This window comes from Erwinia aphidicola (genome assembly GCF_024169515.1).
Lineage (GTDB): Bacteria > Pseudomonadota > Gammaproteobacteria > Enterobacterales > Enterobacteriaceae > Erwinia > Erwinia aphidicola.
The window spans coordinates 3,341,977-3,365,703 of the sequence record NZ_JAMKCQ010000001.1 but is presented as its reverse complement, the minus strand read 5'-3'; the positions used below and the strand labels follow the sequence as shown (position 1 = coordinate 3,365,703).

The 23,727-nt window shown below is 55.0% G+C and carries 16 protein-coding genes; 4 read left to right on the top strand and 12 right to left on the bottom strand.

Annotated features, from left to right (window positions below):
* Positions 1 to 17: 17 nt before the first annotated feature.
* From J2Y91_RS15740 to serC, 6 genes are all read right to left on the bottom strand, one after another.
* Positions 18 to 2,282, bottom strand: a complete 2,265-nt coding sequence (locus J2Y91_RS15740) for a ComEC family protein (RefSeq protein ID WP_133624065.1) — start codon at positions 2,280 to 2,282, stop codon at positions 18 to 20.
* Positions 2,283 to 2,487: 205 nt separating this feature from the next.
* Positions 2,488 to 2,775: an integration host factor subunit beta gene (ihfB, locus tag J2Y91_RS15735; RefSeq protein WP_048916533.1), complete on the bottom strand. Its 288-nt coding sequence runs from the start codon at positions 2,773 to 2,775 to the stop codon at positions 2,488 to 2,490.
* An 81-nt stretch (positions 2,776 to 2,856) separates the two neighbouring features.
* Positions 2,857 to 4,533, bottom strand: coding sequence for a 30S ribosomal protein S1 (rpsA, locus tag J2Y91_RS15730; RefSeq protein ID WP_048916534.1), 1,677 nt, complete (start codon positions 4,531 to 4,533; stop codon positions 2,857 to 2,859).
* A 153-nt stretch (positions 4,534 to 4,686) separates the two neighbouring features.
* Positions 4,687 to 5,370 (bottom strand): (d)CMP kinase, encoded by a 684-nt coding sequence (gene cmk / locus J2Y91_RS15725; protein WP_133624066.1) that lies wholly within the window; start codon positions 5,368 to 5,370, stop codon positions 4,687 to 4,689.
* A 104-nt stretch (positions 5,371 to 5,474) separates the two neighbouring features.
* A complete protein-coding gene (aroA, locus tag J2Y91_RS15720; protein ID WP_133624067.1) occupies positions 5,475 to 6,761 on the bottom strand; it encodes a 3-phosphoshikimate 1-carboxyvinyltransferase in 1,287 nt (428 codons plus the stop codon).
* Between the two features lie 89 nt (positions 6,762 to 6,850).
* Positions 6,851 to 7,936 carry a 3-phosphoserine/phosphohydroxythreonine transaminase gene (gene serC, locus J2Y91_RS15715; protein WP_048916537.1) on the bottom strand — a complete coding sequence of 362 codons (1,086 nt, stop codon included), beginning with the start codon at positions 7,934 to 7,936 and terminating at the stop codon, positions 6,851 to 6,853.
* A 320-nt stretch (positions 7,937 to 8,256) separates the two neighbouring features.
* Between serC and ycaO the strand changes: the two genes are divergently transcribed.
* From ycaO to pflA, 4 genes are all read left to right on the top strand, one after another.
* Positions 8,257 to 10,014 (top strand): 30S ribosomal protein S12 methylthiotransferase accessory factor YcaO, encoded by a 1,758-nt coding sequence (gene ycaO / locus J2Y91_RS15710; RefSeq protein WP_099754064.1) that lies wholly within the window; start codon positions 8,257 to 8,259, stop codon positions 10,012 to 10,014.
* A gap of 366 nt (positions 10,015 to 10,380) precedes the next feature.
* Positions 10,381 to 11,238: a formate transporter FocA gene (gene focA / locus J2Y91_RS15705; protein ID WP_048916539.1), complete on the top strand. Its 858-nt coding sequence runs from the start codon at positions 10,381 to 10,383 to the stop codon at positions 11,236 to 11,238.
* An 89-nt stretch (positions 11,239 to 11,327) separates the two neighbouring features.
* Positions 11,328 to 13,610 carry a formate C-acetyltransferase gene (gene pflB / locus J2Y91_RS15700; RefSeq protein WP_253538750.1) on the top strand — a complete coding sequence of 761 codons (2,283 nt, stop codon included), beginning with the start codon at positions 11,328 to 11,330 and terminating at the stop codon, positions 13,608 to 13,610.
* Between the two features lie 131 nt (positions 13,611 to 13,741).
* Positions 13,742 to 14,482, top strand: coding sequence for a pyruvate formate lyase 1-activating protein (gene pflA, locus J2Y91_RS15695; protein ID WP_048916541.1), 741 nt, complete (start codon positions 13,742 to 13,744; stop codon positions 14,480 to 14,482).
* Positions 14,483 to 14,570: 88 nt separating this feature from the next.
* Here pflA and J2Y91_RS15690 read toward each other — a convergent pair whose 3' ends face one another.
* The 6 genes from J2Y91_RS15690 to lrp form a co-directional block, all read right to left on the bottom strand.
* Positions 14,571 to 15,722 (bottom strand): MFS transporter, encoded by a 1,152-nt coding sequence (locus J2Y91_RS15690; RefSeq protein ID WP_187497543.1) that lies wholly within the window; start codon positions 15,720 to 15,722, stop codon positions 14,571 to 14,573.
* Positions 15,723 to 16,013: 291 nt separating this feature from the next.
* A complete protein-coding gene (gene serS, locus J2Y91_RS15685) occupies positions 16,014 to 17,306 on the bottom strand; it encodes a serine--tRNA ligase (protein ID WP_099754065.1) in 1,293 nt (430 codons plus the stop codon).
* 96 nt (positions 17,307 to 17,402) lie between these two features.
* Entirely contained in the window at positions 17,403 to 18,746 is a 1,344-nt protein-coding gene (locus tag J2Y91_RS15680; protein WP_133624070.1) for a replication-associated recombination protein A, read from the bottom strand.
* 7 nt (positions 18,747 to 18,753) lie between these two features.
* Positions 18,754 to 19,365 (bottom strand): outer membrane lipoprotein periplasmic chaperone LolA, encoded by a 612-nt coding sequence (gene lolA, locus J2Y91_RS15675; RefSeq protein ID WP_048916545.1) that lies wholly within the window; start codon positions 19,363 to 19,365, stop codon positions 18,754 to 18,756.
* 183 nt (positions 19,366 to 19,548) lie between these two features.
* Positions 19,549 to 22,989, bottom strand: coding sequence for a DNA translocase FtsK 4TM domain-containing protein (locus J2Y91_RS15670; protein ID WP_133624071.1), 3,441 nt, complete (start codon positions 22,987 to 22,989; stop codon positions 19,549 to 19,551).
* A gap of 119 nt (positions 22,990 to 23,108) precedes the next feature.
* Entirely contained in the window at positions 23,109 to 23,603 is a 495-nt protein-coding gene (lrp, locus tag J2Y91_RS15665) for a leucine-responsive transcriptional regulator Lrp (RefSeq protein WP_006118610.1), read from the bottom strand.
* Between the last annotated feature and the right edge of the window lie 124 nt (positions 23,604 to 23,727).

The following is a 23,727-nucleotide window of genomic DNA, read 5'->3' as shown; positions in this document are numbered from 1 at the left end:
TGAAATAGCCGCTTATTCTAGCCGGAATCGCGGAGTACGCCAAACCACTGATGGTACCAACGGTTCATTATTTGTTCTCTTAATCCTAATACTTGCCAGTAATCTCCGTAAAAACGCGCGCTCAGCTGTCCGGAAAGGGCGGTATCACGCCATTCGACGTGATTTTTGCCATAGCGCTGAATAATTTGTACCGCAGGTAAACGCCAGGCGCTATAGCGGGCAGCGGACGCCACCGCCACGCGGGGATTGACCGCGCGCAGAAAAGGCGGCGAGGAGGATGTCCTGCTGCCGTGATGCGGCACCAGCAGGAGATCGGCAGCCAGATGTGGCCGCTGTGTCGCCGTCAGTTTGAGCTCAGCAGGGGCTTCAATATCACCCGTTAGCAGTACTCGCCATTTGCCATCGGTGATGGCAATGACGCAGGACTGATTATTGCCCTCGCCCCTTTCCCCGGCTGGCGGCCACAGAGCGCTAAACTGCAGCCCCTGCCACTGCCAGCGCTCGCCCGTGCGGCAGGTTAAGTGACCGGCACGCCCCAGCGCACTGCGCACGCGGGCTGTCGGGAAGGCCGCCTGCACGCTCTCCAGGCCGCCAATATGGTCAAGATGTGCATGGCTGATAATAATATTTGTCACGGTAAGCCCCTGCCAGGCTAGCCACGGCAGGATCTGACTCTGCGCCATATCGCCCGTTGGCCAGCGGTTGCCGGTATCGTACAGCGTGGCCTCTCCGTGGCGGGAAATCACCACGGCCAGCCCGTGACCGACATCCAGCGTATCCACCCGCCAGGCAGGCTTCTCACTAAAATAGCGCCAGCTGCTCAGCAACAACGCTGCGCTCAACAGCGTAAGCGGAGAGGAACGCCACCAGCTAAACCTTATGCTGAGAAACAGCAGCCAGCACAGCAGGCTGGCAGCGGTCAGTGTCTGATCTAAAGTGAGCCAGCCGTGCGGGAGGCTCCCGAGCGGCAGAAATACCAGTGCCAGCGAACGATCGACCCCCTGCCAAAGCCAGAGATTGATACCGGGCAACCGATTAGCCATCAACGCGATCAACATCAGTGGCACGGTTACCAGCGAGATCAGTGGAACGGCCCAGAGATTCGCCAGCAGCGCACTCAGGCTGACCCCGTGAAACAGCACTGCCTGTAGCGGCATCATCAGCAATAGCATGCCCACCTGCAGATGCAGCAGCCGTAGAAGAAACCAGCGTTTTTTTCGTGCAAACTTCGGCGGCAGCGGAAAAAAGTGATACCACAGCAGGAGCCCGCCCACGGCCAGCGCCGACAGCCACAGGCTGTCCGAAAGCACGCTGAGCGGATCAACGAACAGGATCGCGGCAATGCACACACTCCATACCTGCCAGCCATGGCAGCTGATCGCCCGCAGGCGCAGCAGGTTCCAGCTTATCAGTGCCAGCATCGCACGCATCGCCGGGGCATTTCCGCCGGAAAGCCAGCAGTAGAGCAGCCCAACCAGCAAACTGCAGAGCAGCGGAAAACGGTAACCAATAGCCCCGGCAGGCAACAGGTATTGAACGCCACGGGCCAGCAGCCAGCCGAACGTGGCGGCGAGAGCAATATGCATTCCCGATATCGCCATCAGGTGGGCCGTCCCAGTCTCCCGCAGCAGTTGATTCGTTGCGCGATCCACTTCTGCTCTTTCGCCAAACGCCAATGCAGAAATCAGCGCCTGCCAGGGCAGGCCGCCATAGTTCTGTTGCGCGGCACGGATTACCCTGGCGCGCCAGCTGCAGGTGTTATCAGTGACCTGTGCCGCCATCACCCTGCCGGTCATGGGTGTCGCATTGGCAAGAGCAAAGCGCTGCCGGTCAAAGCTGCCTTCGTTCAATAGCGCATGCACCGATCTCAGCGCCAGCTGCATCTGCCAGCGCTGCCCCGCGCAAAAAGCGATAGGCTGCGGGCTGACTTTGACCACGGCGTACAGCGGGGGAAAAAGCATGTGTTGCTGATAGCGCCAGACTCTGATTTTAATGCGCTCGCCATCAGGCAACACATTCTCGATGATTACCTCTGCCTGCAAAGGCTTACGTGTTAATTGCTGAATGTTTTCCAGCAGCGTATTACCACTTCCTGCTGACCAGACAAACAGCAGCAGCACTAAACCCATTTTTGCGGCCATAGCCCAGCGCAGCTGTGCAAGCAACAGCGCCAGGCAAAGCAGCGCGGTGCTGGCCCATCGACCAGGCAGCTGCGATAAAAAATTCAGCGGTACCGTCGCGGCGATAACACTCCACGCCAGCTGGTTTACGGTTAACAACATTGCGGCTCCCTGCGTATCCTTTACCCAGTTTCCCGCAGCAAAGATTCGCGGTCAGCCAGAGGCTGTCTGATGCTGGGGGCGTCTCGCAAACAATCGTTTTAAGTTGCCGCGTTTGCCGGCGATTTTGCGTATCGGCTTCCACTTGCGCTGAATTTCAGGCAAAAAAAAACGACACCGAAGTGTCGTTTTTTATGCATAACTGCTTTTAGTCGCCGTAGATATTGGCACGGTCGCGCAGCTCTTTCCCTGGCTTGAAGTGTGGAACGTATTTACCTTCCAACTCCACTTTGTCACCCGTTTTCGGGTTACGGCCAGTGCGAGGTGCACGATAGTGCAAAGAAAAGCTGCCAAATCCCCGGATTTCGATGCGTTCGCCCTGTGACAACGTCGTTGCCATGTGCTCCAGCATCTCTTTTACCGCATCCTCAACAACTTTCGCCGGAATATGAGAGTGCTGGCCAGCAAGTCTTTCAATCAGTTCTGACTTGGTCATAAAACCTCCGGTTAATCCCTTTAGGGGAAAGTTTTGACAGTTAACGACGCTACAGGGCAGCTTGCGCTGCCCTTAAAGCAATTACTCGCCTTTAGCTGCTTTGAATGCTTCAGCCATAGCGTTAGAGAAGTTGCCTTCTTCCGGTTTGTTAGTGTTAACCGTATTGATAGCTTCTTTCTCATCAGCCTGGTCTTTCGCACGAACAGACAGGCTAACAACGCGGTTCTTACGATCAACACCGGTGAATTTAGCTTCAACATCGTCGCCAACATTCAGAACCAGAGTTGCGTCTTCTACGCGGTCCAGCGATGCTTCAGAAGCACGCAGGTAACCTTCAACGCCGTCAGCTAATTCAACTGTAGCACCTTTAGCGTCAACTGCAGTCACTTTACCGTTAACAATTGCACCTTTCTTGTTCAGAGAGATGTAGTTGTTGAACGGATCTTCTGCCAGCTGCTTAACGCCCAGGGAGATACGCTCGCGCTCTGCGTCAACCTGCAGAACCACAGCTGCGATTTCGTCGCCTTTCTTGTATTCACGTACTGCTTCTTCTCCGGTAGCGTTCCAGGAGATGTCAGACAGGTGAACCAGGCCGTCGATGCCGCCGTCCAGGCCGATGAAGATACCGAAGTCAGTGATTGACTTGATTTTACCTTCAACACGGTCGCCCTTGTTGTGGGTTTCTGCAAACTGCTGCCATGGGTTGTTTTTGCACTGCTTCAGACCCAGGGAGATACGACGACGTTCTTCGTCGATGTCCAGAACCATAACTTCAACAACATCACCAACGTTAACAACTTTAGATGGGTGAATGTTCTTGTTGGTCCAGTCCATTTCAGAAACGTGTACCAGGCCTTCAACGCCTTCTTCGATTTCAACGAAGCAGCCGTAGTCGGTCAGGTTAGTTACACGACCAGTCAGCTTGGTGCCTTCTGGGTAACGTTTCGCGATAGCAACCCATGGATCTTCGCCCAGCTGCTTCAGACCCAGAGAAACACGGGTACGCTCGCGGTCGAACTTCAGCACTTTAACCGTGATTTCGTCGCCAACATTCACGATTTCGCTTGGATGCTTAACGCGTTTCCATGCCATATCAGTGATGTGCAGCAGGCCGTCAACGCCGCCCAGATCAACGAATGCACCGTAGTCAGTCAGGTTCTTAACGATACCTTTAACTTCCATGCCTTCCTGCAGGTTTTCCAGCAGCTGATCGCGCTCTGCGCTGTTTTCGGATTCGATTACCGCACGACGTGAAACAACAACGTTGTTACGCTTCTGATCCAGCTTGATGACTTTGAACTCAAGCTCTTTGCCTTCCAGGTGCAGCGTGTCGCGCACTGGACGTACATCTACCAGTGAACCTGGCAGGAACGCACGAATACCGTTCAGCTCTACAGTGAAGCCGCCTTTAACTTTACCGTTGATAACACCGGTAACAGTCTCAGCTTCTTCGTAGGCTTTTTCCAGCGTGATCCATGCTTCGTGACGTTTAGCTTTTTCACGAGACAGCAGGGTTTCACCGAAGCCGTCTTCTACTGCATCCAGAGCAACGTCTACTTCGTCGCCAACCTGAATTTCCAGTTCGCCGGCTGCGTTCTTGAACTGCTCTGCAGGAATTGCAGACTCAGATTTCAGACCCGCATCAACCAGAACGACGTCTTTGTCGATAGAGACAACAACGCCACGAACGATGGAACCCGGACGGGTTTCGATTGTTTTTAAGGATTCTTCAAATAGTTCAGCAAAAGATTCAGTCATATTGATAATCTTCAGGATTCTTCAATTTAACGTCCACCTGACATCCTGACGGGTGGGGTTGTTTCACATGCCCCATGACGTCCATATCACAGGGTTAGATAAATCATTCTGCGAGCAAGGGCTCAGACAGAGGTCATTAAGCGTAGCTGATTTTTACGCCAGTGCGAGTTTTTCGCGCGCATATTCTAGCGCAATCTCTATCACTTGCTCAATCGACATTGTAGTCGAATCAAGCACTAAGGCGTCATCGGCCGGCACCAGGGGTGCAATAGCACGATTACGGTCACGCTCGTCACGCTCTTTTATCTCAGATAAAAGGCGCTCAAAGTTAACACTAAAGCCTTTCTCCTGCAACTGCAGCATACGGCGGTTAGCGCGTTCTTCGGAGCTGGCATCGAGGAAGATTTTCACCGGCGCATCAGGGAAAACGACGGTACCCATGTCACGCCCGTCGGCAATCAGGCCCGGCAGCTCGCGGAAACCGCGCTGGCGGCGTAACAGCGCTTCACGTACGCGCGGGAAGGCAGCGACTTTGGAGGCAGTATTGCTGACATCCTGAGTCCGGATCTCCGAGGAGACATCTTCCCCTTCGAGGATCACTTCCATTTCGCCGCCGTTAGAGACAAAACGCACGTCGAGATGGGCAGCGATAGGCACCAGCGCTTCTTCTGAGGTGATATCGACCTGATGATGTAATGCAGCCAGGGCCAGCACACGATAAATTGCGCCGGAATCCAACAGGTGCCACTGCAATGCCTCGGCCATTGCTTTACACAACGTTCCTTTCCCGGCACCGCTAGGGCCATCAATGGTGATCACTGGGGCTATTGCCGTCATGTCGTTCTCCTGTCGGTGGGATACCGGGGCAACCTGTACCCCGGTAAATATCGACGCGCATTATACCCTGCAAAGCTGAAGCTGCAACCGCGTCAGCAGAGCCCTTATGCCAGCTGGCTAATGCGGGCTAGCTGCTCAAAGTAGTCAGGGAAGGTTTTGGCGGTGCATTTTGGATCGAGAATGGTGACCGGGGTGGCCGAAAGCGCCACCAGCGAGAAGCACATTGCCATACGGTGATCGTTATAGGTGCCGATTTCAGCAAACTGAATCTGGGCGGGAGGGGTAATGCGAATGTAGTCATTGCCCTCTTCCACTTCTGCGCCAACTTTGCGCAGTTCAGTGGCCATCGCCGCCAGGCGATCGGTCTCTTTGACGCGCCAGTTGTAAATATTGCGCATCACGGTGGTGCCTTTAGCGAACAGTGCCGCCGTTGCAATGGTCATCGCCGCGTCAGGAATATGATTCATATCGAGATCGATAGCGTTGAGATCGCCACGGGTACAGGCAATAAAGTCATCGCCCCACTCAATGCGGGCACCCATTTTTTCCAGCACGTCAGCAAAGCGAATATCTCCCTGCATGCTGTTGCGACCAATACCGGTCACTTTCACCGTTCCACCTTTAATCGCTGCCGCAGCAAGGAAATAAGAGGCAGAGGAAGCATCGCCTTCGACCAGGTAATCTCCCGGTGCCTGATACTGCTGCTGACCCCGCACGGTGAATGAACGGTAGTTGTCGTTCTCTACTTCAACGCCAAAGGTCTTCATCAGATTCAGAGTGATATCGATGTAAGGTTTAGAAACCAGCTCACCCTTAATCGCAATGCGGGTGTCGTTTGCCGCCAGCGGAGCTGTCATCAGCAACGCGGTCAGGAACTGGCTGGAAACGCTGCCATCGACGGCTACCTCCCCCCCGCTGAATCCGCCTTTCAGGCGCAGCGGCGGATAATTTTCCTGCTCAAGATATTCAATGTCTGCGCCACCCTGGCGCAGTGCATCTACCAGGTGACCAATCGGGCGCTCTTTCATGCGCGGCTCACCGGTCAGGACGATATCGTTACTGCCCAGGCACAGCGCGGCAGCCAGCGGGCGCATCGCCGTTCCGGCATTGCCGAGGAAAAGTTCCAGGGCGCCCTCAGCTTTCAGCGCACCACCCTGACCCACTACCCGGCACACGGTGCGATCGGCAGACAGTGTGAACTGCACGCCCAGGGCCTGCAGCGCGGTCAGCATATGGCGCACATCATCACTGTCGAGCAGATTGGTCAGGCGGGTAGTACCGTTTGCCAGCGCAGCCAGTAACAGCGCGCGGTTAGACACGCTTTTAGAACCGGGAAGGTTAACGGTGCCGTCGACCAGGGCGATAGGTTGTAACGTCAGGGAATCCTGCATGTGAAACGTATTCTCCAAAATAATTGCAATGAAACCCCGCAGGGCTGCGAGGTTTCAGATTTAAAACTCACTGCGAATGCAGGGGCACCTTAGCCGTGGCGACGCTCGAAGTCGACCATAAAGTCAGTCAGCGCTTTCACGCCTTCCAGCGGCATCGCATTGTAAATCGACGCGCGCATTCCACCGACAACGCGGTGCCCTTTCAGTGCATGCAGGCCGGCTGCAAACGATTCGTCAATAAACAGCTTGTCCAAGGCAGAGTCCGCCAGCTGGAATGGCACGTTCATGCGCGAACGGTTCGCTACGGCCACATCGTTGCGGTAAAAATCGCTGCTGTCGATAGTGCCGTACAGCAGATCGGCTTTGGCCTGATTACGCTTGTCCAGCTCGTGCACACCGCCCTGCTCTTTCAGCCATTTAAATACCAGGCCAGAGAGATACCAGGCGAAAGTTGGCGGAGTGTTAAACATCGACTCATTTTCCGCCAGCACTTTGTAATCGAGGATCGAAGGCAGCTCTTTACGCGCCTGACCCAGTAGATCTTCACGCACCACCACCAGGGTTAAGCCCGCCGGGCCGATATTTTTCTGCGCACCGGCGTAGATCACACCATAGCGGCTGACATCCAGCGGCGTAGAGAGGATGGTCGAAGAGAGATCGGCTACGACCACTTTATCGCCAAAATCTGGCGTTTCATGGATGGCGATACCATCGATAGTTTCGTTCGGGCAGAAGTGCACATAGGCCGAGTTATCGGACAGCGCCCACTCGCTCATAGGCTTAATGCCACGCAAACCGGCCACGGTAGTTTTGGCATCGATGACATTAGGGGTGCAGTATTTCTGCGCCTCTTTCACCGCACTGGCAGCCCAATAGCCGCCGTCGATATAATCGGCTGTCGAATGCTGCCCCAGCAAATTCATTGGCACAGCAGCAAACTGCGCACGCGCACCGCCGTGGCAGAATAATACTTTGTAGTTGGAGGGGATTTTCAGCAGATCGCGAAAATCTTTTTCTGCCTCTTCAGCAACCTGAATAAATTCCTTACTGCGGTGGCTGATCTCCATCACGGAGGTCCCTAAGCCCTGCCAGTTGCAGAGTTCCTGCTCAGCCCGACGGAGCACTTCTACCGGCAACATAGCCGGACCAGAGCTAAAATTGAAAACCTGACTCATTTCCCCTCACCACTTTCAGATCGATCGGTTTTGATTCCTCTATCGGTTTTATCATTGCCACCCCATTGCTGCAATAATTTATCCGGTCAGCCGACCAGTTTCCCGAGGCGCGCCGCAACAGCTTGTAGGGCGTATGAAAGCAGAAACGATATTTTGTGAGGCATTTTCCTGTTTCATAAACAGACCGGTTAACTTTTCACTGTAAAATGGCACTCTTCCGACAATGAAATTAACGTTGTCAGATAGCGATTGCCGAGGAAAACCCGTATCATTGCGCGCTTTCCGCACAATCTCCGCACAATTCAAAACGAGTGGGCAAAATGACTCAAACTTATATCCCAGGCAAAGACGCCGCGTTGGAAGTCTCCATCGCACGCTTTCAGCAAAAACTACAGGATCTGGGCTTCAACATTGAAGAAGCATCCTGGCTGAATCCGGTGCCAAATGTCTGGTCAGTTCATATTCGCGACCGCGACTGCCCGCTGTGTTTTACCAATGGTAAAGGTGCCAGTGAGAAAGCGGCGCTCGCCTCAGCTTTGGGCGAGTATTTTGAACGCCTGTCGACCAACTATTTCTTCGCTGACTTCTGGTTAGGCGAGCAGATCGCCAACGGCGATTTTGTTCATTATCCTAACGAGAAATGGTTCCCGCTGCCGGATGATGACCAGCTGCCTGAGGGCATTCTGGATGCCCGTCTGCGTAAATTCTACGACCCGGAAAATGAAGTCAGCGCCAGCGACCTGATCGATCTGCAGTCAGGCAATGCCGCGCGCGGGATCTGCAGCCTGCCGTTCACCCGTCAGTCTGACCAGCAGACCGTTTACATTCCGATGAACATCATCGGCAACCTGTATGTGTCGAACGGGATGTCGGCCGGTAACACCGCTAATGAAGCCCGCGTTCAGGGTCTGTCTGAGGTGTTTGAGCGCCATATTAAAAATCGTATTATTGCGGAATCCATCAGCCTGCCGCTGATCCCGCAGGATGTTCTGGACCGCTATCCGGGCGTGGTGGAAGCGATTGCCACGTTGGAAGCAGAAGGCTTCCCTATCTTCTCTTACGATGCCTCACTGGGCGGCAAATACCCGGTGATCTGCGTGGTGCTGTTCAACCCGGCTAACGGCACCTGCTTCGCCTCATTCGGCGCGCACCCGGACTTCGGCGTGGCGCTCGAGCGTACCGTGACCGAGCTACTGCAGGGCCGCGGGCTGAAGGATTTGGATGTCTTCACCCCACCTACCTTCGATGATGAAGAAGTAGCGGAACACGCCAACCTGGAAACTCACTTTATTGACTCCAGCGGCCTGATCTCCTGGGATATGTTCAAAGATGATGCTGACTACCCGTTCGCGGACTGGAGCTTCAAAGGCACAACTGAGGAAGAGTTCGCGACGCTGATGGCGATCTTCAAGGCCGAAGATCAGGAAGTATACATCGCCGATTACGAGCATCTGGATGTTTACGCCTGCCGCATTATCGTGCCTGGCATGTCAGATATTTACCCGGCGGAAGATCTCCTTCTGGCCAATAACAGCATGGGCGCTTATCTGCGTGATACGCTGCTCGCCCTGCCGGAAAGCAGCTGGGAGAAAGCGGACTACCTTGCACTGCTGGAGCAGCTGGATGAAGACGGCCACGACGACTTTACCCGCGTGCGTGAACTGCTGGGCCTGGCTACCGGTAAAGACAACGGCTGGTACACGCTGCGCATTGGCGAACTGAAGGCTATGCTGGCGCTGGCCGGTGGCGATCTGGAGCAGGCGCTGATCTGGACAGAGTGGACCATGGAATTCAACCAGTCCATTTTCAGCCCGGAGCGCGCTAACTACTATCGCTGCCTGCAGACGCTACTGCTGCTGAGCCAGGAAGATGAGCGCGATCCGCTGCAGTACCATACGGCATTTGTTCGCATGTACGGTCAGGATGCGGTTGACGCCGCTTCTGCTGCGCTTAGCGGTGAAGCTCCGTTCTACGGCCTGCAGAGTGTTGATAGCGAGCTGAAAGCCTTCCCGGCACACCAGGCGCTGTTAGGGGCCTATGAAAAGCTACAGGCTGCCAAACGCCGTTACTGGAAATAAGGCCATTTAAAACGGCGTAAAAATTCAAAATAAATTTCTTCCGCCGTTTTATTTTTCTGGCGCGAGTTCAGCGCCAGGTTAATAAAAGGTAACGGCTCAGGCTGTTACCTTTTTTATTGTCACAATATAGCTAAATTTACTACCAGTATTTTACCCACGTCGGGCCAGCTTCCCATTAAGACTCAAATATATTTTTAATAATTAAAAAAGTTTTATTCGATACAAAACAACAAGATAAACCGATTAACCCTTTTAACATCAGGGCTTTACAGGCGCAATTGCTCGCGCAATATGATCCATATCAACTTCTCTCCTATACTCCTTTGTTAGACTTTCCTCGCTGACTACTTTTGGGAGAACGTTAGTGTGAAAGCTGGCAACCCCTTTGATCTATTATTACCGTCCGAAATGGCGAAAGTTGCCGAAGACGCTGGCGTCTATAAAGCAACGAAACACCCCTTCACGACTTTTTTTCTGGCAATTACTGCCGGTGTATTCATCTCTATCGCATTTGCTTTCTATATCACGGCCACCACCGGGACAGGCACGGTTCCCTGGGGATTGGCGAAGCTGGTTGGCGGCATCTGCTTCTCACTCGGACTGATGCTGGTGGTGGTCTGCGGTGCTGACCTGTTCACCTCGACCGTCTTAACGGTGGTGGCGAAAGCCAGCGGACGCATTAGCTGGCTGGAACTGGCACGTAACTGGATCATCGTCTATTTCGGAAACTTTCTTGGCGCTATCTTCTTTGTTGCGCTGATTTGGTTTGCCGGACAGTACATGGCTGCGAACGGCGCGTGGGGGCTGAATGTGCTGCAGACCGCCGATCACAAGATGCACCATACCTTTGTTGAGGCCGTCTGCCTCGGCATTCTCGCCAACCTGATGGTGTGCATGGCGGTATGGATGAGCTACTCCGGCCGCAGCCTGCTGGACAAGATGTTTGCCATGGTACTGCCGGTAGCGATGTTCGTTGCCAGCGGCTTTGAGCACAGCATCGCCAACATGTTCCTTATCCCGATGGCGATTGTGATTAGAGATTTTGCTTCACCTGAATTCTGGCAGGCCACCGGCGCGACAGCGGAACAGTTTTCGCATCTCACCGTTAGCCACTTTATTACCGACAACCTGATTCCGGTCACGCTGGGCAATATCATCGGCGGTGGTTTGCTGGTCGGGTTGACCTACTGGGTAATTTATCTGCGTGATGGCGACCATCACTGATTATCCCAGCTCAAGAATCTTGCAACCGTCGGCGTGACACTACCCGGCGGGAACGTACAACGAACTTCACGTTATAAGGTAGGTATCAAATGACCGAGCTTAATCAAAAAATGGCATCAGCCTGGGAAAGCTTTGCACAAGGTGAATGGCAGACCAGCGTCAACGTCCGTGACTTCATTCAGAAAAACTACACTCCGTATGAAGGCGATGAAACGTTCCTGGCCGGTGCCACTAAGGCCACCACCGCACTGTGGGACCAGGTGATGGAAGGCATCAAGCTGGAAAACCGCACCCACGCCCCGGTCGATTTTGATACCGATCTGGTCTCAACCGTCACTTCCCATGACGCGGGTTACATCAACAAAAGCCTGGAAAAAATTGTTGGATTACAAACTGAAGCTCCACTGAAACGTGCCCTGATCCCCTTCGGCGGCATCAAAATGGTGGAAGGTTCGTGTAAGGTTTACGGTCGCGAACTTGATCCGTCAGTGAAAAAAATCTTCTCGGAATATCGTAAGACGCACAACCAGGGCGTATTCGACGTTTACACCCCGGATATCCTGCGCTGCCGCAAATCTGGCGTACTGACCGGCCTGCCTGACGCCTATGGCCGTGGCCGTATCATTGGTGACTATCGCCGCGTAGCGCTGTACGGCATCGATGCCCTGATGAAAGACAAGTTTGCCCAGTTCACTTCACTGCAAAGCGACCTGGAAAATGGCGTAAACCTCGAAGCCACTATCCGCCTGCGTGAAGAGATTGCTGACCAGCACCATGCGCTGCAGCAGATTAAAGAGATGGCGGCAAAATACGGCTGCGACATCTCTGGCCCGGCAACCAGCGCCAAAGAAGCCGTCCAGTGGACCTACTTCGGCTATCTGGCCGCAGTGAAATCGCAGAATGGCGCAGCCATGTCATTCGGCCGCGTCTCTACCTTCCTCGATATCTATTTTGAACGCGACCTGAAAGCAGGCGTCATCAACGAGGAGGAAGCCCAGGAGCTGATCGACCACCTGGTGATGAAACTGCGTATGGTTCGCTTCCTGCGCACCCCGGAATACGATGAGCTGTTCTCCGGCGACCCAATCTGGGCAACTGAATCACTGGCAGGTATGGGCGTTGACGGCCGTACTATGGTGACAAAAAACACCTTCCGTTTCCTGAATACGCTCTACACCATGGGCCCTTCGCCGGAACCTAATATGACCATCCTGTGGTCAGAAAAGCTGCCGCTGAACTTTAAGAAATTCGCCGCGAAAGTCTCCATCGATACCTCTTCACTGCAGTATGAGAACGATGACCTGATGCGCCCGGACTTCAATAACGATGACTATGCGATTGCCTGCTGCGTCAGCCCGATGATCGTCGGTAAACAGATGCAGTTCTTCGGCGCCCGTGCCAACCTGGCAAAAACCATGCTGTACGCGATTAACGGCGGCGTGGATGAAAAAATGAAAATGCAGGTTGGCCCGAAAGAAGCGCCAATGATGGATGAAGTGCTGGACTACGATAAAGTGATGAACCGCATGGATCACTTTATGGACTGGCTGGCAAAACAGTATGTCACTGCCCTGAACGTCATCCACTACATGCATGACAAATACAGCTACGAAGCGTCGCTGATGGCGCTGCATGACCGTGATGTTTACCGCACCATGGCCTGCGGCATCGCCGGTCTGTCGGTAGCGGCTGATTCCCTGTCAGCGATTAAATACGCCAAAGTTTCAACCATACGTGATGAAGATGGCCTGGCCGTGGACTTCAAAATCGAGGGTGAGTATCCACAGTTCGGTAACAACGACTCGCGCGTTGATGATATTGCCTGTGACCTGGTTGAACGTTTCATGAAGAAAATTCAGAAACTGCAGACCTACCGCAATGCGGTGCCAACTCAGTCGGTCCTCACCATTACTTCTAACGTGGTGTATGGTAAGAAAACCGGGAATACTCCGGACGGCCGTCGCGCAGGCGCGCCATTTGGTCCAGGCGCCAACCCAATGCACGGTCGTGACCAGAAAGGTGCTGTAGCCTCACTGACTTCGGTAGCGAAACTGCCGTTTGCCTACGCCAAAGACGGTATCTCTTATACCTTCTCTATCGTGCCAAACGCGCTGGGTAAAAACGACGACGTGCGCAAAACCAACCTTGCCGGTCTGATGGATGGCTATTTCCATCATGAAGCCAGCATTGAAGGGGGTCAGCACCTCAACGTCAACGTAATGAACCGTGAAATGCTGCTGGAAGCGATGGAAGACCCGGAAAAATATCCGCAGTTAACCATTCGCGTGTCGGGCTATGCGGTACGTTTCAACTCGCTGACTAAAGAACAGCAGCAGGATGTGATCACCCGTACCTTCACTCAGAGCATGTAACAAGCACCGCTGGCCCCTGCAAAGGGGCCAGATCAACACTCAGCCCGTTTTGTCAGTCGCCCACACGGACTACTGCCAAAACAGACTTAAAACACAGCTAAAGACTGTGTCACCGTGGAGAACTCATCGCAATGTCAGTTACCGGCCGTATTCACTCATTTGAATCCTGCGGGACCGTCGACGGCCCCGGCATCCGATTTATCACCTTCTTCCAGGGCTGCCTGATGCGCTGCCTGTACTGTCACAACCGCGACACCTGGGACACGCACGGTGGCAAAGAGATTACCGTCGAAGAGTTGATGAAGGATGTGGTTTCCTATCGTCACTTTATGAATGCTTCCGGCGGCGGCGTCACCGCTTCCGGCGGCGAGGCGATATTACAGGCTGAGTTCGTGCGCGACTGGTTCCGCGCCTGCCATGCCGAAGGTATTCATACCTGCCTCGACACTAACGGTTTTGTGCGCCGCTACGACCCGGTGATTGATGAACTGCTGGACGTAACCGATCTGGTGATGCTTGACCTCAAGCAGATGAATGACGACGTGCATCAGGTGCTGGTCGGCGTGTCTAACCACCGCACGCTGGATTTTGCCCGCTACCTGGCAAAGCGTAAAATTCGCACCTGGATCCGCTATGTGGTGGTGCCTGGCTATTCAGATGATGATGATTCTGCGCATCGACTGGGTGAATTTACCCGCGATATGGGTAACGTTGAGAAGATTGAGCTGCTGCCCTACCACGAACTCGGCAAGCATAAATGGATAGCGATGGGGGAGGAGTACAAGCTGGATGGCGTTCACCCACCGAAAGCCGAAACCATGGATCGGGTGAAGGGTATTCTGGAAGGTTACGGCCACTACGTGATGTATTAAAGGGTGGGCCGCAAAAGAAGACCCGCCCCTGCAAAAAATTTCGAACGAACTCTGTAGAGGTCGACCCTTTGTTCCGGTCGACCTTTTTTTATGCGTGCGCCACCGGCGTCGCATGATGATCGGCTTTACGCAGCAGCATCACCAGATAAACCAGCGCTACCGCCGCAATCATCACAAACAGCACGCGGTCAGAGTAGCTCTGCATCAGCATTGACGTCATCGTCGGACCGGCAAGGCTACCCACCGTATAGCTCAGCAGCAGCGCCTGGTTCATTGCCACCAGTTCGTGGTGCCCAACCTTTTCACAAGCCCAGGACATCGCCACCGGATACAGCGTAAAACCGGCGCAGCCAAGGATAAACAGGGCGGGAGCCATCGCCGCATTACCGAGCATCGCCAGCGCACCGAGGATCACCACAAACACCTGAACGCGCAGCACCAGCAGGCGGCCAAAGCGGTCAGCCAGGCGGCCAATCGGCCACTGGCCAATGATCCCCGCACTGACCAGCAGCGCCATCCAGTAACCAATCGTCGAGTCGCTCATTCCCTGATGGGAAAGGTAGAGCGGCATCAGGCCATACAGCGAGCCCAGAACGATACCGGAGATAATGCAGCCGTTGATCCCCAGGCGCGCGCTGCGGCGGCGCAACATCGGCCACAGTCGGCCTGGCGTGGCCTCTTCTTCCATCTGGTTTGCCGTCACGCGGCAGAATACCAACGGCAGGATAGCGGCCAGCACCACGCCGGTTACCCACGGCAGCACGTGCAGCAGTTCGGTAGAGACCTTACTCACCAGCAGCTGTCCAAGGACGGTGCCGATATAGTACATAATCATATAAGCAGCCAGCAGGCGGCCACGGTTGCGCAACGTACCGTTGCATAATAGCGCACTCTCAACCACCACCCAGATCAACGCACAGCCGACCCCGGCAATAAAGCGCCAGAGCGCCCAGGACCAGAATCCAGTGCCCAGCCCCAAAGCCACGGTTGCCAGGGCGAACAGCAGGGAAGCAAAATAATAGCTGCGGTTGAAACCGTAATTTTTGATCGTCCAACCGGCAATCAGCGTGCCCAGCAGGTTGCCGCAATAATAAGAGGAACTGACCATGCCCACTTGCCACGTTGGCAACGCATCATGGGTCAGCCACAGTGGCACCAGCGTATTGAGCACAGCAATTGAGACCGTCATCAGCAGCAAGCCGCAAAGCAGCACGATAACAGGGCGTGACCAGGTGGACATAGTAGTGAAGAACCGCAGCGAGAGAGGATTTTGCGCGCATAATGCCACCATGCAAGCAATTGTAAAAGCGGAATAAATCAGTCACAGCACGATTTGTAGTACAGCGATTTAATTTTCTTATCTACAACGAGTGGGAGATCTGAGTCACAACTTTTCGCCACGAATTATCTCATTGAATTCTCTTTAAATTGGCTTAGGGCGAACCAAACTCTCAATCATTTATTTTGCTCGATCGCCGGCATAAAAAAACCCGCCAGCGGCGGGTTTTGAACATTGCAATCGGCGAGGTGATTAGCCGATAAACTCAAGTCCTTTCATGTACGGGCGCAGCACTTCCGGCACTTCAATACGGCCATCAGCCTGCTGGTAGTTTTCCAGCACCGCCACCAGTGTACGCCCTACTGCCAGGCCGGAGCCATTCAGGGTATGCACCAGGCGGGTGGCTTTTTCGCCACGCGCACGGCAGCGTGCTTTCATGCGGCGCGCCTGGAAATCACCCATATTTGAGCAGGAAGAGATTTCACGGTAAGTATCCTGCGCAGGCAGCCAGACTTCCAAATCGTAAGTTTTGTGCGAACCAAAGCCCATGTCGCCGGTACACAACAGCACTTTACGATAGGGCAGATTCAGCAGCTGCAGCACTTTCTCAGCGTGGCCGACCAGCTCTTCCAGCGCGTCCATCGAATCTTCCGGACGGGTGATGTGCACCATCTCCACTTTATCGAACTGGTGCATGCGGATCAGACCACGCGTATCGCGGCCATAAGCCCCCGCTTCAGAGCGGAAGCACGGCGTGTGCGCGGTCATTTTGATCGGCAGTGACTCTTCTTCAAGGATCTCGTCGCGCACCAGATTGGTGAGTGGCACTTCCGAAGTCGGGATCAGCGCATAGTTGCTGCTTGATGCCTCTTCTTCCAGCGGACGAGTATGGAACAGGTCCTCGCCAAACTTTGGCAGCTGGCCGGTACCGTACAGGCTGGCATGGTTGACCAGGTAAGGAACATAGGTTTCCTGGTAGCCGTGCTGCTCGGTGTGCAGGTCGAGCATAAACTGGCTCAGCGCACGGTGCATCAGGGCAATCTGACCGCGCATCACGATAAAGCGTGAACCGGTCAGCTTAACCGCGGCAGCGAAGTCCAGTCCGGCAGCCATTTCGCCGAGTTCGACGTGATCGCGCACGGCAAAATCGAACTTACGCGGTTCACCCCAGCGGCTGATTTCCTGGTTTTCACTGTCGTCTTTACCCAGTGGCACCACATCCGCAGGAATATTAGGGATAGCCATCGCGAAGTCGTTAATGCTGGTCAGTAGTGTTTCCAGCTCGGCTTTCGCGGCATCCAGACGTTCACCCAGTGCGCTCACTTCCTGGCGCAACGGCTCGATATCTTCCCCACGTGCTTTGGCCTGCCCGATGGATTTGGATCGCGAGTTACGTTCAGCCTGCAGATTTTCAGTTTCTACCTGCAGTACTTTGCGACGCTCTTCGTGCGCGCGCAGCGTATCAACGTCCAGCTTATAGCCCCGGCGTGCCAGTTTTTCAGCGACTGCGTCTGGCTCATTACGCAGCAGATTGGGATCGAGCATGCTTGTCCTGTGCTTATTGTTTGAGTGTCAAAGGAAGGGACGTACTCTTATGCAGAATACGTTGAATTCATTGCTAACCTTACCGCAACGTCACTGTCAGCGGTAGCGTTTTGTCGGGCTATTTTGATCCTGTTCAGCAAGCCAGGCGAGCTTTTCGCCGATTTTGCCTTCCAGCCCGCGTGTGGTTGGCTGATAATAACGGGTCTGCGCCATTTGCGCCGGGAAGTACTCTTCACCGGCGGCATAGGCGTTCGGTTCATTGTGGGCATAGCGATATTCTGCCCCCAGCCCCATCTCCTTCATCAGCTTCGTTGGCGCATTACGCAGATGTTCCGGCACATCGTAATCCGGGCTTTCACGCGCATCGCGCATCGCTGACTTGAACGCGCTGTAAACGGCATTGCTTTTGGGTGCGCAGGCGAGGTAAACAATCGCCTGAGCAATGGCGCGCTCGCCTTCCGCCGGGCCAACGCGGGTAAAGCAGTCCCAGGCAGCAATCGCCACCTGCATTCCGCGTGGGTCGGCATTGCCAACATCCTCGGATGCAATCGCCAGCAGGCGGCGCGCCACATACAGCGGGTCGCCCCCGGCGGTAATAATGCGCGCATACCAGTAAAGCGCCGCGTCGGGGGCAGACCCGCGCACGGACTTATGCAGCGCGGAGATCAGATCGTAAAAGCGGTCACCTTTGTTATCAAAACGCGCACTGCGCTCGCCTGACACTTCATTGAGCAACTGCGGCGTCAATTCGCGCTGGCCTTGTGCGTTGACCTCCGCCATATCCGCCATCATCTCCAGCGTGTTAAGCGCCCGGCGCGCATCGCCGTTAACCAACTCGGCAATCATGTTGCGGGTATTTTCCGGCAGCACGATGTTCTCTTTGCCGTAACCGCGTTCGCTGTCGTCCATCGCCTGCTCGAGCACCGCTGAGATATCCTCAACGGTCAAAGATTTCAGCAGATAGACGCGGGCACGAGATAACAGCGCGGAGTTCAGTTCAAAAGAGGGGTTTTCAGTGGTGGCACCGATAAAGGTAATGGTGCCGTCTTCAATATGCGGCAGAAAAGCATCCTGCTGACTTTTATTGAAGCGGTGCACCTCATCGACAAACAGGATGGTGCGGCGCCCGGCATTGCGATTCTGTCTGGCGCGTTCGATTGCCTCACGGATCTCTTTCACCCCTGAGGTCACGGCTGAGATGCGCTCCACGTCGGCCTGGCCATAGTGGCCGATAATTTCTGCCAGCGTGGTTTTCCCTGTCCCTGGTGGTCCCCATAAGATCATCGAATGCAAATGACCTGCCTCAATCGCGCGCGGCAGCGGTTTGCCTGCCGCCAGCAGATGCTGCTGACCGATATATTCGGCCAGCGTGCGTGGCCGCATACGGGCGGCCAGAGGCTGAAATTCATTACGGGAAAAATCGAGGGACATATTACTCACGCAAACCTCACTGACGCTGGTCGTCCACGGTCACACCCTGCGGCGGCGTAAACTTAAACTTATCAGCGCTGACGGAGCCGTTTTGCTGGCTTTTCAACGCGTAGCTGCTGCGCTGGCCATCCTGCTCAATCGCGCTGAACTGGTTGATCGTACCGTTCGGCGAAACGTTAATGGTGAACTGCTTCAGGTTGCCATCCGCCGCTTTCGGCGTCAGCGAGAAGTCATTGCCTTTTTGCGCCACGTTGTACTGCTTCCAGTCACTCGACTGGTTGCGGGCAATCAGCATAAACGGCGTATTGCTGGTGGCGTCTTTCAGCCAGCTGGCGCTGACCTGCTCAACAAACGGGTTATAAAACCACAGGGTTTTGCCATCAGAGATCAGGATGCTTTCATCCGGCGCGGTCATGTGCCAGTTAAACAGATTCGGGCGCTGTACCCACATCTCACCTTCACCATCCTGCACGGACTGGCCGCTGCCGTCGGTCACTTTTTGATTAAAGGTCGCATGGAAGCTTTTCACTTTATCCAGGCGCTGCTGCAAATCACTGGCAGCATCTGCCAGTACGCTTGCAGAAGTAAAGGCCGCCAGCAAACAGCAGGAAATCATTAATTTTTTCATTACGGCATCCTTATTAAAACTTTTGTATCCCGTTGCGGGTTAAGCGTGACGTGGATAACTTTAGCCAGGCGCTGGCAGGAACGACAGAAGAATAAACTGAATTCCCCGGCGGCACTGAGCAGATATGGGGACTGCTGGCAAAAAATCAACGGGCCAGCCAACGTGGCCGGCCCGGAGTGATTGTTACATTTCGTGCGGCGGTGGTGCCAGCACCTCGCGGTTACCATTATGGCCCGGAGAGGAGACAATTCCCTGCGCTTCCATCTGTTCGATAATGCGCGCCGCACGGTTGTAGCCGATGCGGAACTGACGCTGGACGCCGGAGATCGACGCGCGACGCTTATCAACGACGAACTGCACCGCCTGGTCAAACAGCTGGTCCAGCTCTTCATCACCGTCGATACCGCCGCCGCCGGCCTCGCTATCCTCACCACCGCTGAGAATGCCCTCTTTATACTGAGGACGTTCGCGCGCCTTCCAGTCAGCCACTACGGCGTGGACTTCCTGGTCGCGCACAAACGCGCCGTGAACACGCACCGGAATCGATGAGTTTGGCGCCAGATAAAGCATGTCACCCATTCCCAGCAGAGATTCGGCACCGCCCTGATCGAGGATGGTACGTGAGTCAATTTTGCTGGAGACGGTAAAGGCGATACGCGTCGGGATGTTAGCTTTAATCAGGCCGGTAATGACATCGACTGACGGACGCTGCGTTGCCAGCACCAGGTGAATACCCGCTGCACGCGCTTTCTGCGCCAGGCGAGCGATCAGCTCTTCCACCTTTTTCCCGACGGTCATGATCAGGTCGGCAAATTCGTCGACCATCACCACGATGTACGGCTCTTTCTCCAGCACTGGCGGCGTCATATCCATGCTGTCGGTCGGTTTCCAGAACGGGTCGGGAATTGGGCGGCCCATGGCATCAGCCATATCCACTTTTTCGTTGTAGCCCGCAATATTACGCACGCCAAGTGCCGACATCAGCTTGTAGCGGCGCTCCATCTCCACCACACACCAGCGCAGTGCATTGGCTGCATCCTTCATGTCCGTAACGACGTCAGTTAACAGATGCGGAATACCTTCATAAACCGACAGCTCAAGCATTTTCGGGTCGATCATGATAAAGCGCACCTCTTTCGGCGTGGCTTTATACAGGATGCTGAGGATCATGGCGTTCACGCCGACCGACTTACCGGAACCGGTCGTACCGGCAACCAGCAGGTGCGGCATTTTGCCAAGATCGGCCACCACCGGATCGCCGGAAATATCTTTACCCAGTACGATAGATAGCGGCGACGGATTATCACGGAACGCCGGGCAGTCCAGCACTTCACGCAGGTAAACCGTCTGACGATGCAGGTTTGGCAACTCAAGGCCAACGTAAGGGCGGCCAGGGATCACTTCCACCACACGCACCGCAACGGCTGAGAGGGAACGGGCCAGGTCGCGCGACAGGTTGGAAATACGCGCCGCTTTGACACCCGGTGCCAGATCCAGCTCGAAACGGGTGATCACCGGGCCAGGTGAAGAACCCACGACTTCCGCTTTAACGCGGTAGTCAGCCAGACGTGCCTCAATCAGGCGCGAGGTCTGTTCCAGGGCAAACTGATCGACCGGCTCGGTTTCCGCCGGAGGCGACGAGAGCAGATCGAGCGTAGGCAGTGGCGTCGTCGGTTTATACGTCGGCTGTTCATGGCGCATCAGGAACGGGTGGATCAGGCTGTCCATATCCGGCTCCTGCGGCTTAGGTGCTTCAGCGGCAACCGGCTGCGGCGCTGCAGGCGCACTGGCCTTCCATGAAGGGGCAACCGGCTGTTGAGCGGCCGGGGCCTGAGCAGGCTGCTGCCAGGCGGCAGGTTGCTGCGGCGCGCTTTCCGGCTGCTGCCATTGTGCTGGCTGCGGGGCTACAGGCTCCACTTCCGGCGCGGCAGCGATCGTGAACAGCGGCTCAGCTGGGCCGTCATCAACCAGATCGTCCATTGGTGAGAAATCAAACGCACCGGCAGTATTAAGGTTAAAGGTTGGCGCGCTGTTCTGCGGCTCGGCGGCATAACGCTGCTGTTGCTGGTCGGCAAACTGGCGAGCCAGTGCAGCCTGCTCCAGAGCTTCCTCATCTTCAGCGGCAAACTCTTCGCCGTAGCGCTGCTGCTGCTGAGCGAAGAACGCTTCGCGCAGCTGTGCCTGTTCCGCTGCATCCTGCTCGTCGTCGACTTCAGCGTGATAAGAGGCCTGAGGCTGAGCCTGACTCTGCTCCTGCTGTTTAGCTTTCTCTTCCGCCATGCGCTGCGAAGGCAGCTTAATGCCGTAGGAAGCCAGCTCGCGACGGGTTGGCAGTTTCACCGGGTTCGGGCGCGGCAGTTCAGGACCAATGCCCTGCTTCACCTGCGGATTAAGTTCATCACCGCTGGTGGCGGTGAAGCCCGGCATAAACGGCGTATTGGAGGTGGCAGACTGCGCCACGGCGCCAATGGCCACACCGGTTGCCGCCGCAGCGACGGAAGCGGGGTGAGAGGCATGCTGCGTCGAGAAATCAAACGGCGAGGAGGTTGGCGTATCGCGCCAGTTGCCCATCTGCGGACCGTCGTCATCTTCCATCGGCTGAACCGGAACAGAAGGTGCCGGGGTCTCAGCTGCGGCAGGCACTTCAAAGCGATATAACGGCGGCTGAGCGGGTTCAACCGAAGTTGAAACCTGAACGGGTGCCGCTGGCGCTGCGGCAGGAGCTTCAACCTGCGCCGCGGAGATTTGTGGAGCGGCAGGCTGCGCCGCAGCCACTTCGCTGGCCGCCGCAGCACCGGCAGCAGCAGCAGCGGGTTTCGCCAACAGCGGATCGTGCTGCTCGTCATCCTCAACATCAGCATAAATTGGCTGCGGTTTTGCCAGCAGCACATCGTCTGCATCGTCCGCCTGCGCGCTGCGTTTCATTATTGGCGCGGTGGACTCTCGCGCAGGACGATCGTCTTCCTGATAGGCTTCGTCATCCTCTTCATGCCATTTTTCATCGGCGCGCGAGCGGTTGCTGGCGAAGGTTAAGACACCCATCACTACCCCGCCAATTTTCTCGGCAATCGTCAGCCAGGACCAGCCCGTGTAGAGCGTCAGGCCCGCCGCCCAGATGCACAGCAGCGTCAACGTGCCGCCGGGACCGCTGAACCAGGCGGCCATCGCGTTACTCAGCAGGCTGCCGATCACGCCGCCAGAGGCAAAGTACCAAATATCATCGGCATTCAGCGCGGCCAGGCCACAGGAGGTCACTACCAGCGCCAGCACGCCGATCAGACGTAGTGCTACCGCGAAGTAGTCGATGTAATCCTGAGAATGACGCTGACGGAAGGTGATCCAGCACAGGCCTAAAATCACCGGAGGAAGGGCGTACGCCATCACGCCGAAAATAAAGAACAGCGTGTCAGCAAGCCAGGCCCCTACCCCCCCACCTAAATTGTGGATGGGTTCATGCCAGGCGGTTTGCGACCAGCTGGGATCGGAAGGGTTGAAGCTCATCAACGCCACCATCAGATAAACGGCGAAAAGAGCAACAATAATCAGTAACGCTTCCAGCAGGCGACGCCCACTGCTCAGCGGTTGTAACGAAACTTCTTTATCTTCTGTGTATTCCTGGCTCAAGAGTACTCTCCAGGTGCCTGTAAACTATGAAGGCAACAGCGCCGGGCATGCCCGACGCTGAACCTGTATGAATTCACAGGAGTGTACCGAAAACTACCAGGTTTTGCACCTGCCCTGTGTTACCGCGTTTTAATCACTAACCGGTTACTTTGTTTCACTTCTTCCATGACCACATAGGTACGGGTATCGTTCACGCCCGGCAGACGCAGCAAGGTTTCGCCGAGCAGTTTACGATATGCAGACATGTCTGGCACGCGGGTTTTCAACAGGTAGTCGAAATCACCGGAAACCAGGTGACACTCTTGAGTTTCCTCAAGTTTTTGCACGGCGGCGTTAAATTGCTCAAACACATCCGGCGCACCACGATTCAGAGTAATCTCAACGAATACCAGCAGAGAAGCATCCAGGTAGTGCGGGTTTAACTGTGCGGTATAACCGAGAATGAAGCCCTGACGCTCCAGGCGGCGCACGCGCTCCAGACATGGCGTTGGGGATAACCCTACGCGTTTGGAAAGCTCGACGTTAGAAATACGACCGTCCTTCTGCAGCTCATTCAGGATATTGCGGTCGATTCTGTCGAGGTCTTTACCAGGTCGTTTTTTATTGTCTACCATTATTATTGTCTCTCTTAAAATCCTTCCCTACCTGCCATACCCTGAACGCCATTAATGTAACAGGGTTGATCTAAGTGAAGACAGTGAGCCTGTTGCGGGATTAATCGCTTTATCTACCTGACGC

What these genes read in the sequence shown, in the direction of transcription:
- pflA (WP_048916541.1), top strand. Translation starts at nt 13,742, where the DNA reads ATGTCAGTTACCGGCCGTATTCACTCATTTGAATCCTGCGGGACCGTC.
- rpsA (WP_048916534.1), bottom strand. Translation starts at nt 4,533, where the DNA reads ATGACTGAATCTTTTGCTGAACTATTTGAAGAATCCTTAAAAACAATC.
- serC (WP_048916537.1), bottom strand. Translation starts at nt 7,936, where the DNA reads ATGAGTCAGGTTTTCAATTTTAGCTCTGGTCCGGCTATGTTGCCGGTA.
- aroA (WP_133624067.1), bottom strand. Translation starts at nt 6,761, where the DNA reads ATGCAGGATTCCCTGACGTTACAACCTATCGCCCTGGTCGACGGCACC.
- serS (WP_099754065.1), bottom strand. Translation starts at nt 17,306, where the DNA reads ATGCTCGATCCCAATCTGCTGCGTAATGAGCCAGACGCAGTCGCTGAA.
- ycaO (WP_099754064.1), top strand. Translation starts at nt 8,257, where the DNA reads ATGACTCAAACTTATATCCCAGGCAAAGACGCCGCGTTGGAAGTCTCC.
- J2Y91_RS15740 (WP_133624065.1), bottom strand. Translation starts at nt 2,282, where the DNA reads ATGTTGTTAACCGTAAACCAGCTGGCGTGGAGTGTTATCGCCGCGACG.
- cmk (WP_133624066.1), bottom strand. Translation starts at nt 5,370, where the DNA reads ATGACGGCAATAGCCCCAGTGATCACCATTGATGGCCCTAGCGGTGCC.
- lolA (WP_048916545.1), bottom strand. Translation starts at nt 19,365, where the DNA reads ATGAAAAAATTAATGATTTCCTGCTGTTTGCTGGCGGCCTTTACTTCT.
- ihfB (WP_048916533.1), bottom strand. Translation starts at nt 2,775, where the DNA reads ATGACCAAGTCAGAACTGATTGAAAGACTTGCTGGCCAGCACTCTCAT.
- J2Y91_RS15690 (WP_187497543.1), bottom strand. Translation starts at nt 15,722, where the DNA reads ATGTCCACCTGGTCACGCCCTGTTATCGTGCTGCTTTGCGGCTTGCTG.
- pflB (WP_253538750.1), top strand. Translation starts at nt 11,328, where the DNA reads ATGACCGAGCTTAATCAAAAAATGGCATCAGCCTGGGAAAGCTTTGCA.
- lrp (WP_006118610.1), bottom strand. Translation starts at nt 23,603, where the DNA reads ATGGTAGACAATAAAAAACGACCTGGTAAAGACCTCGACAGAATCGAC.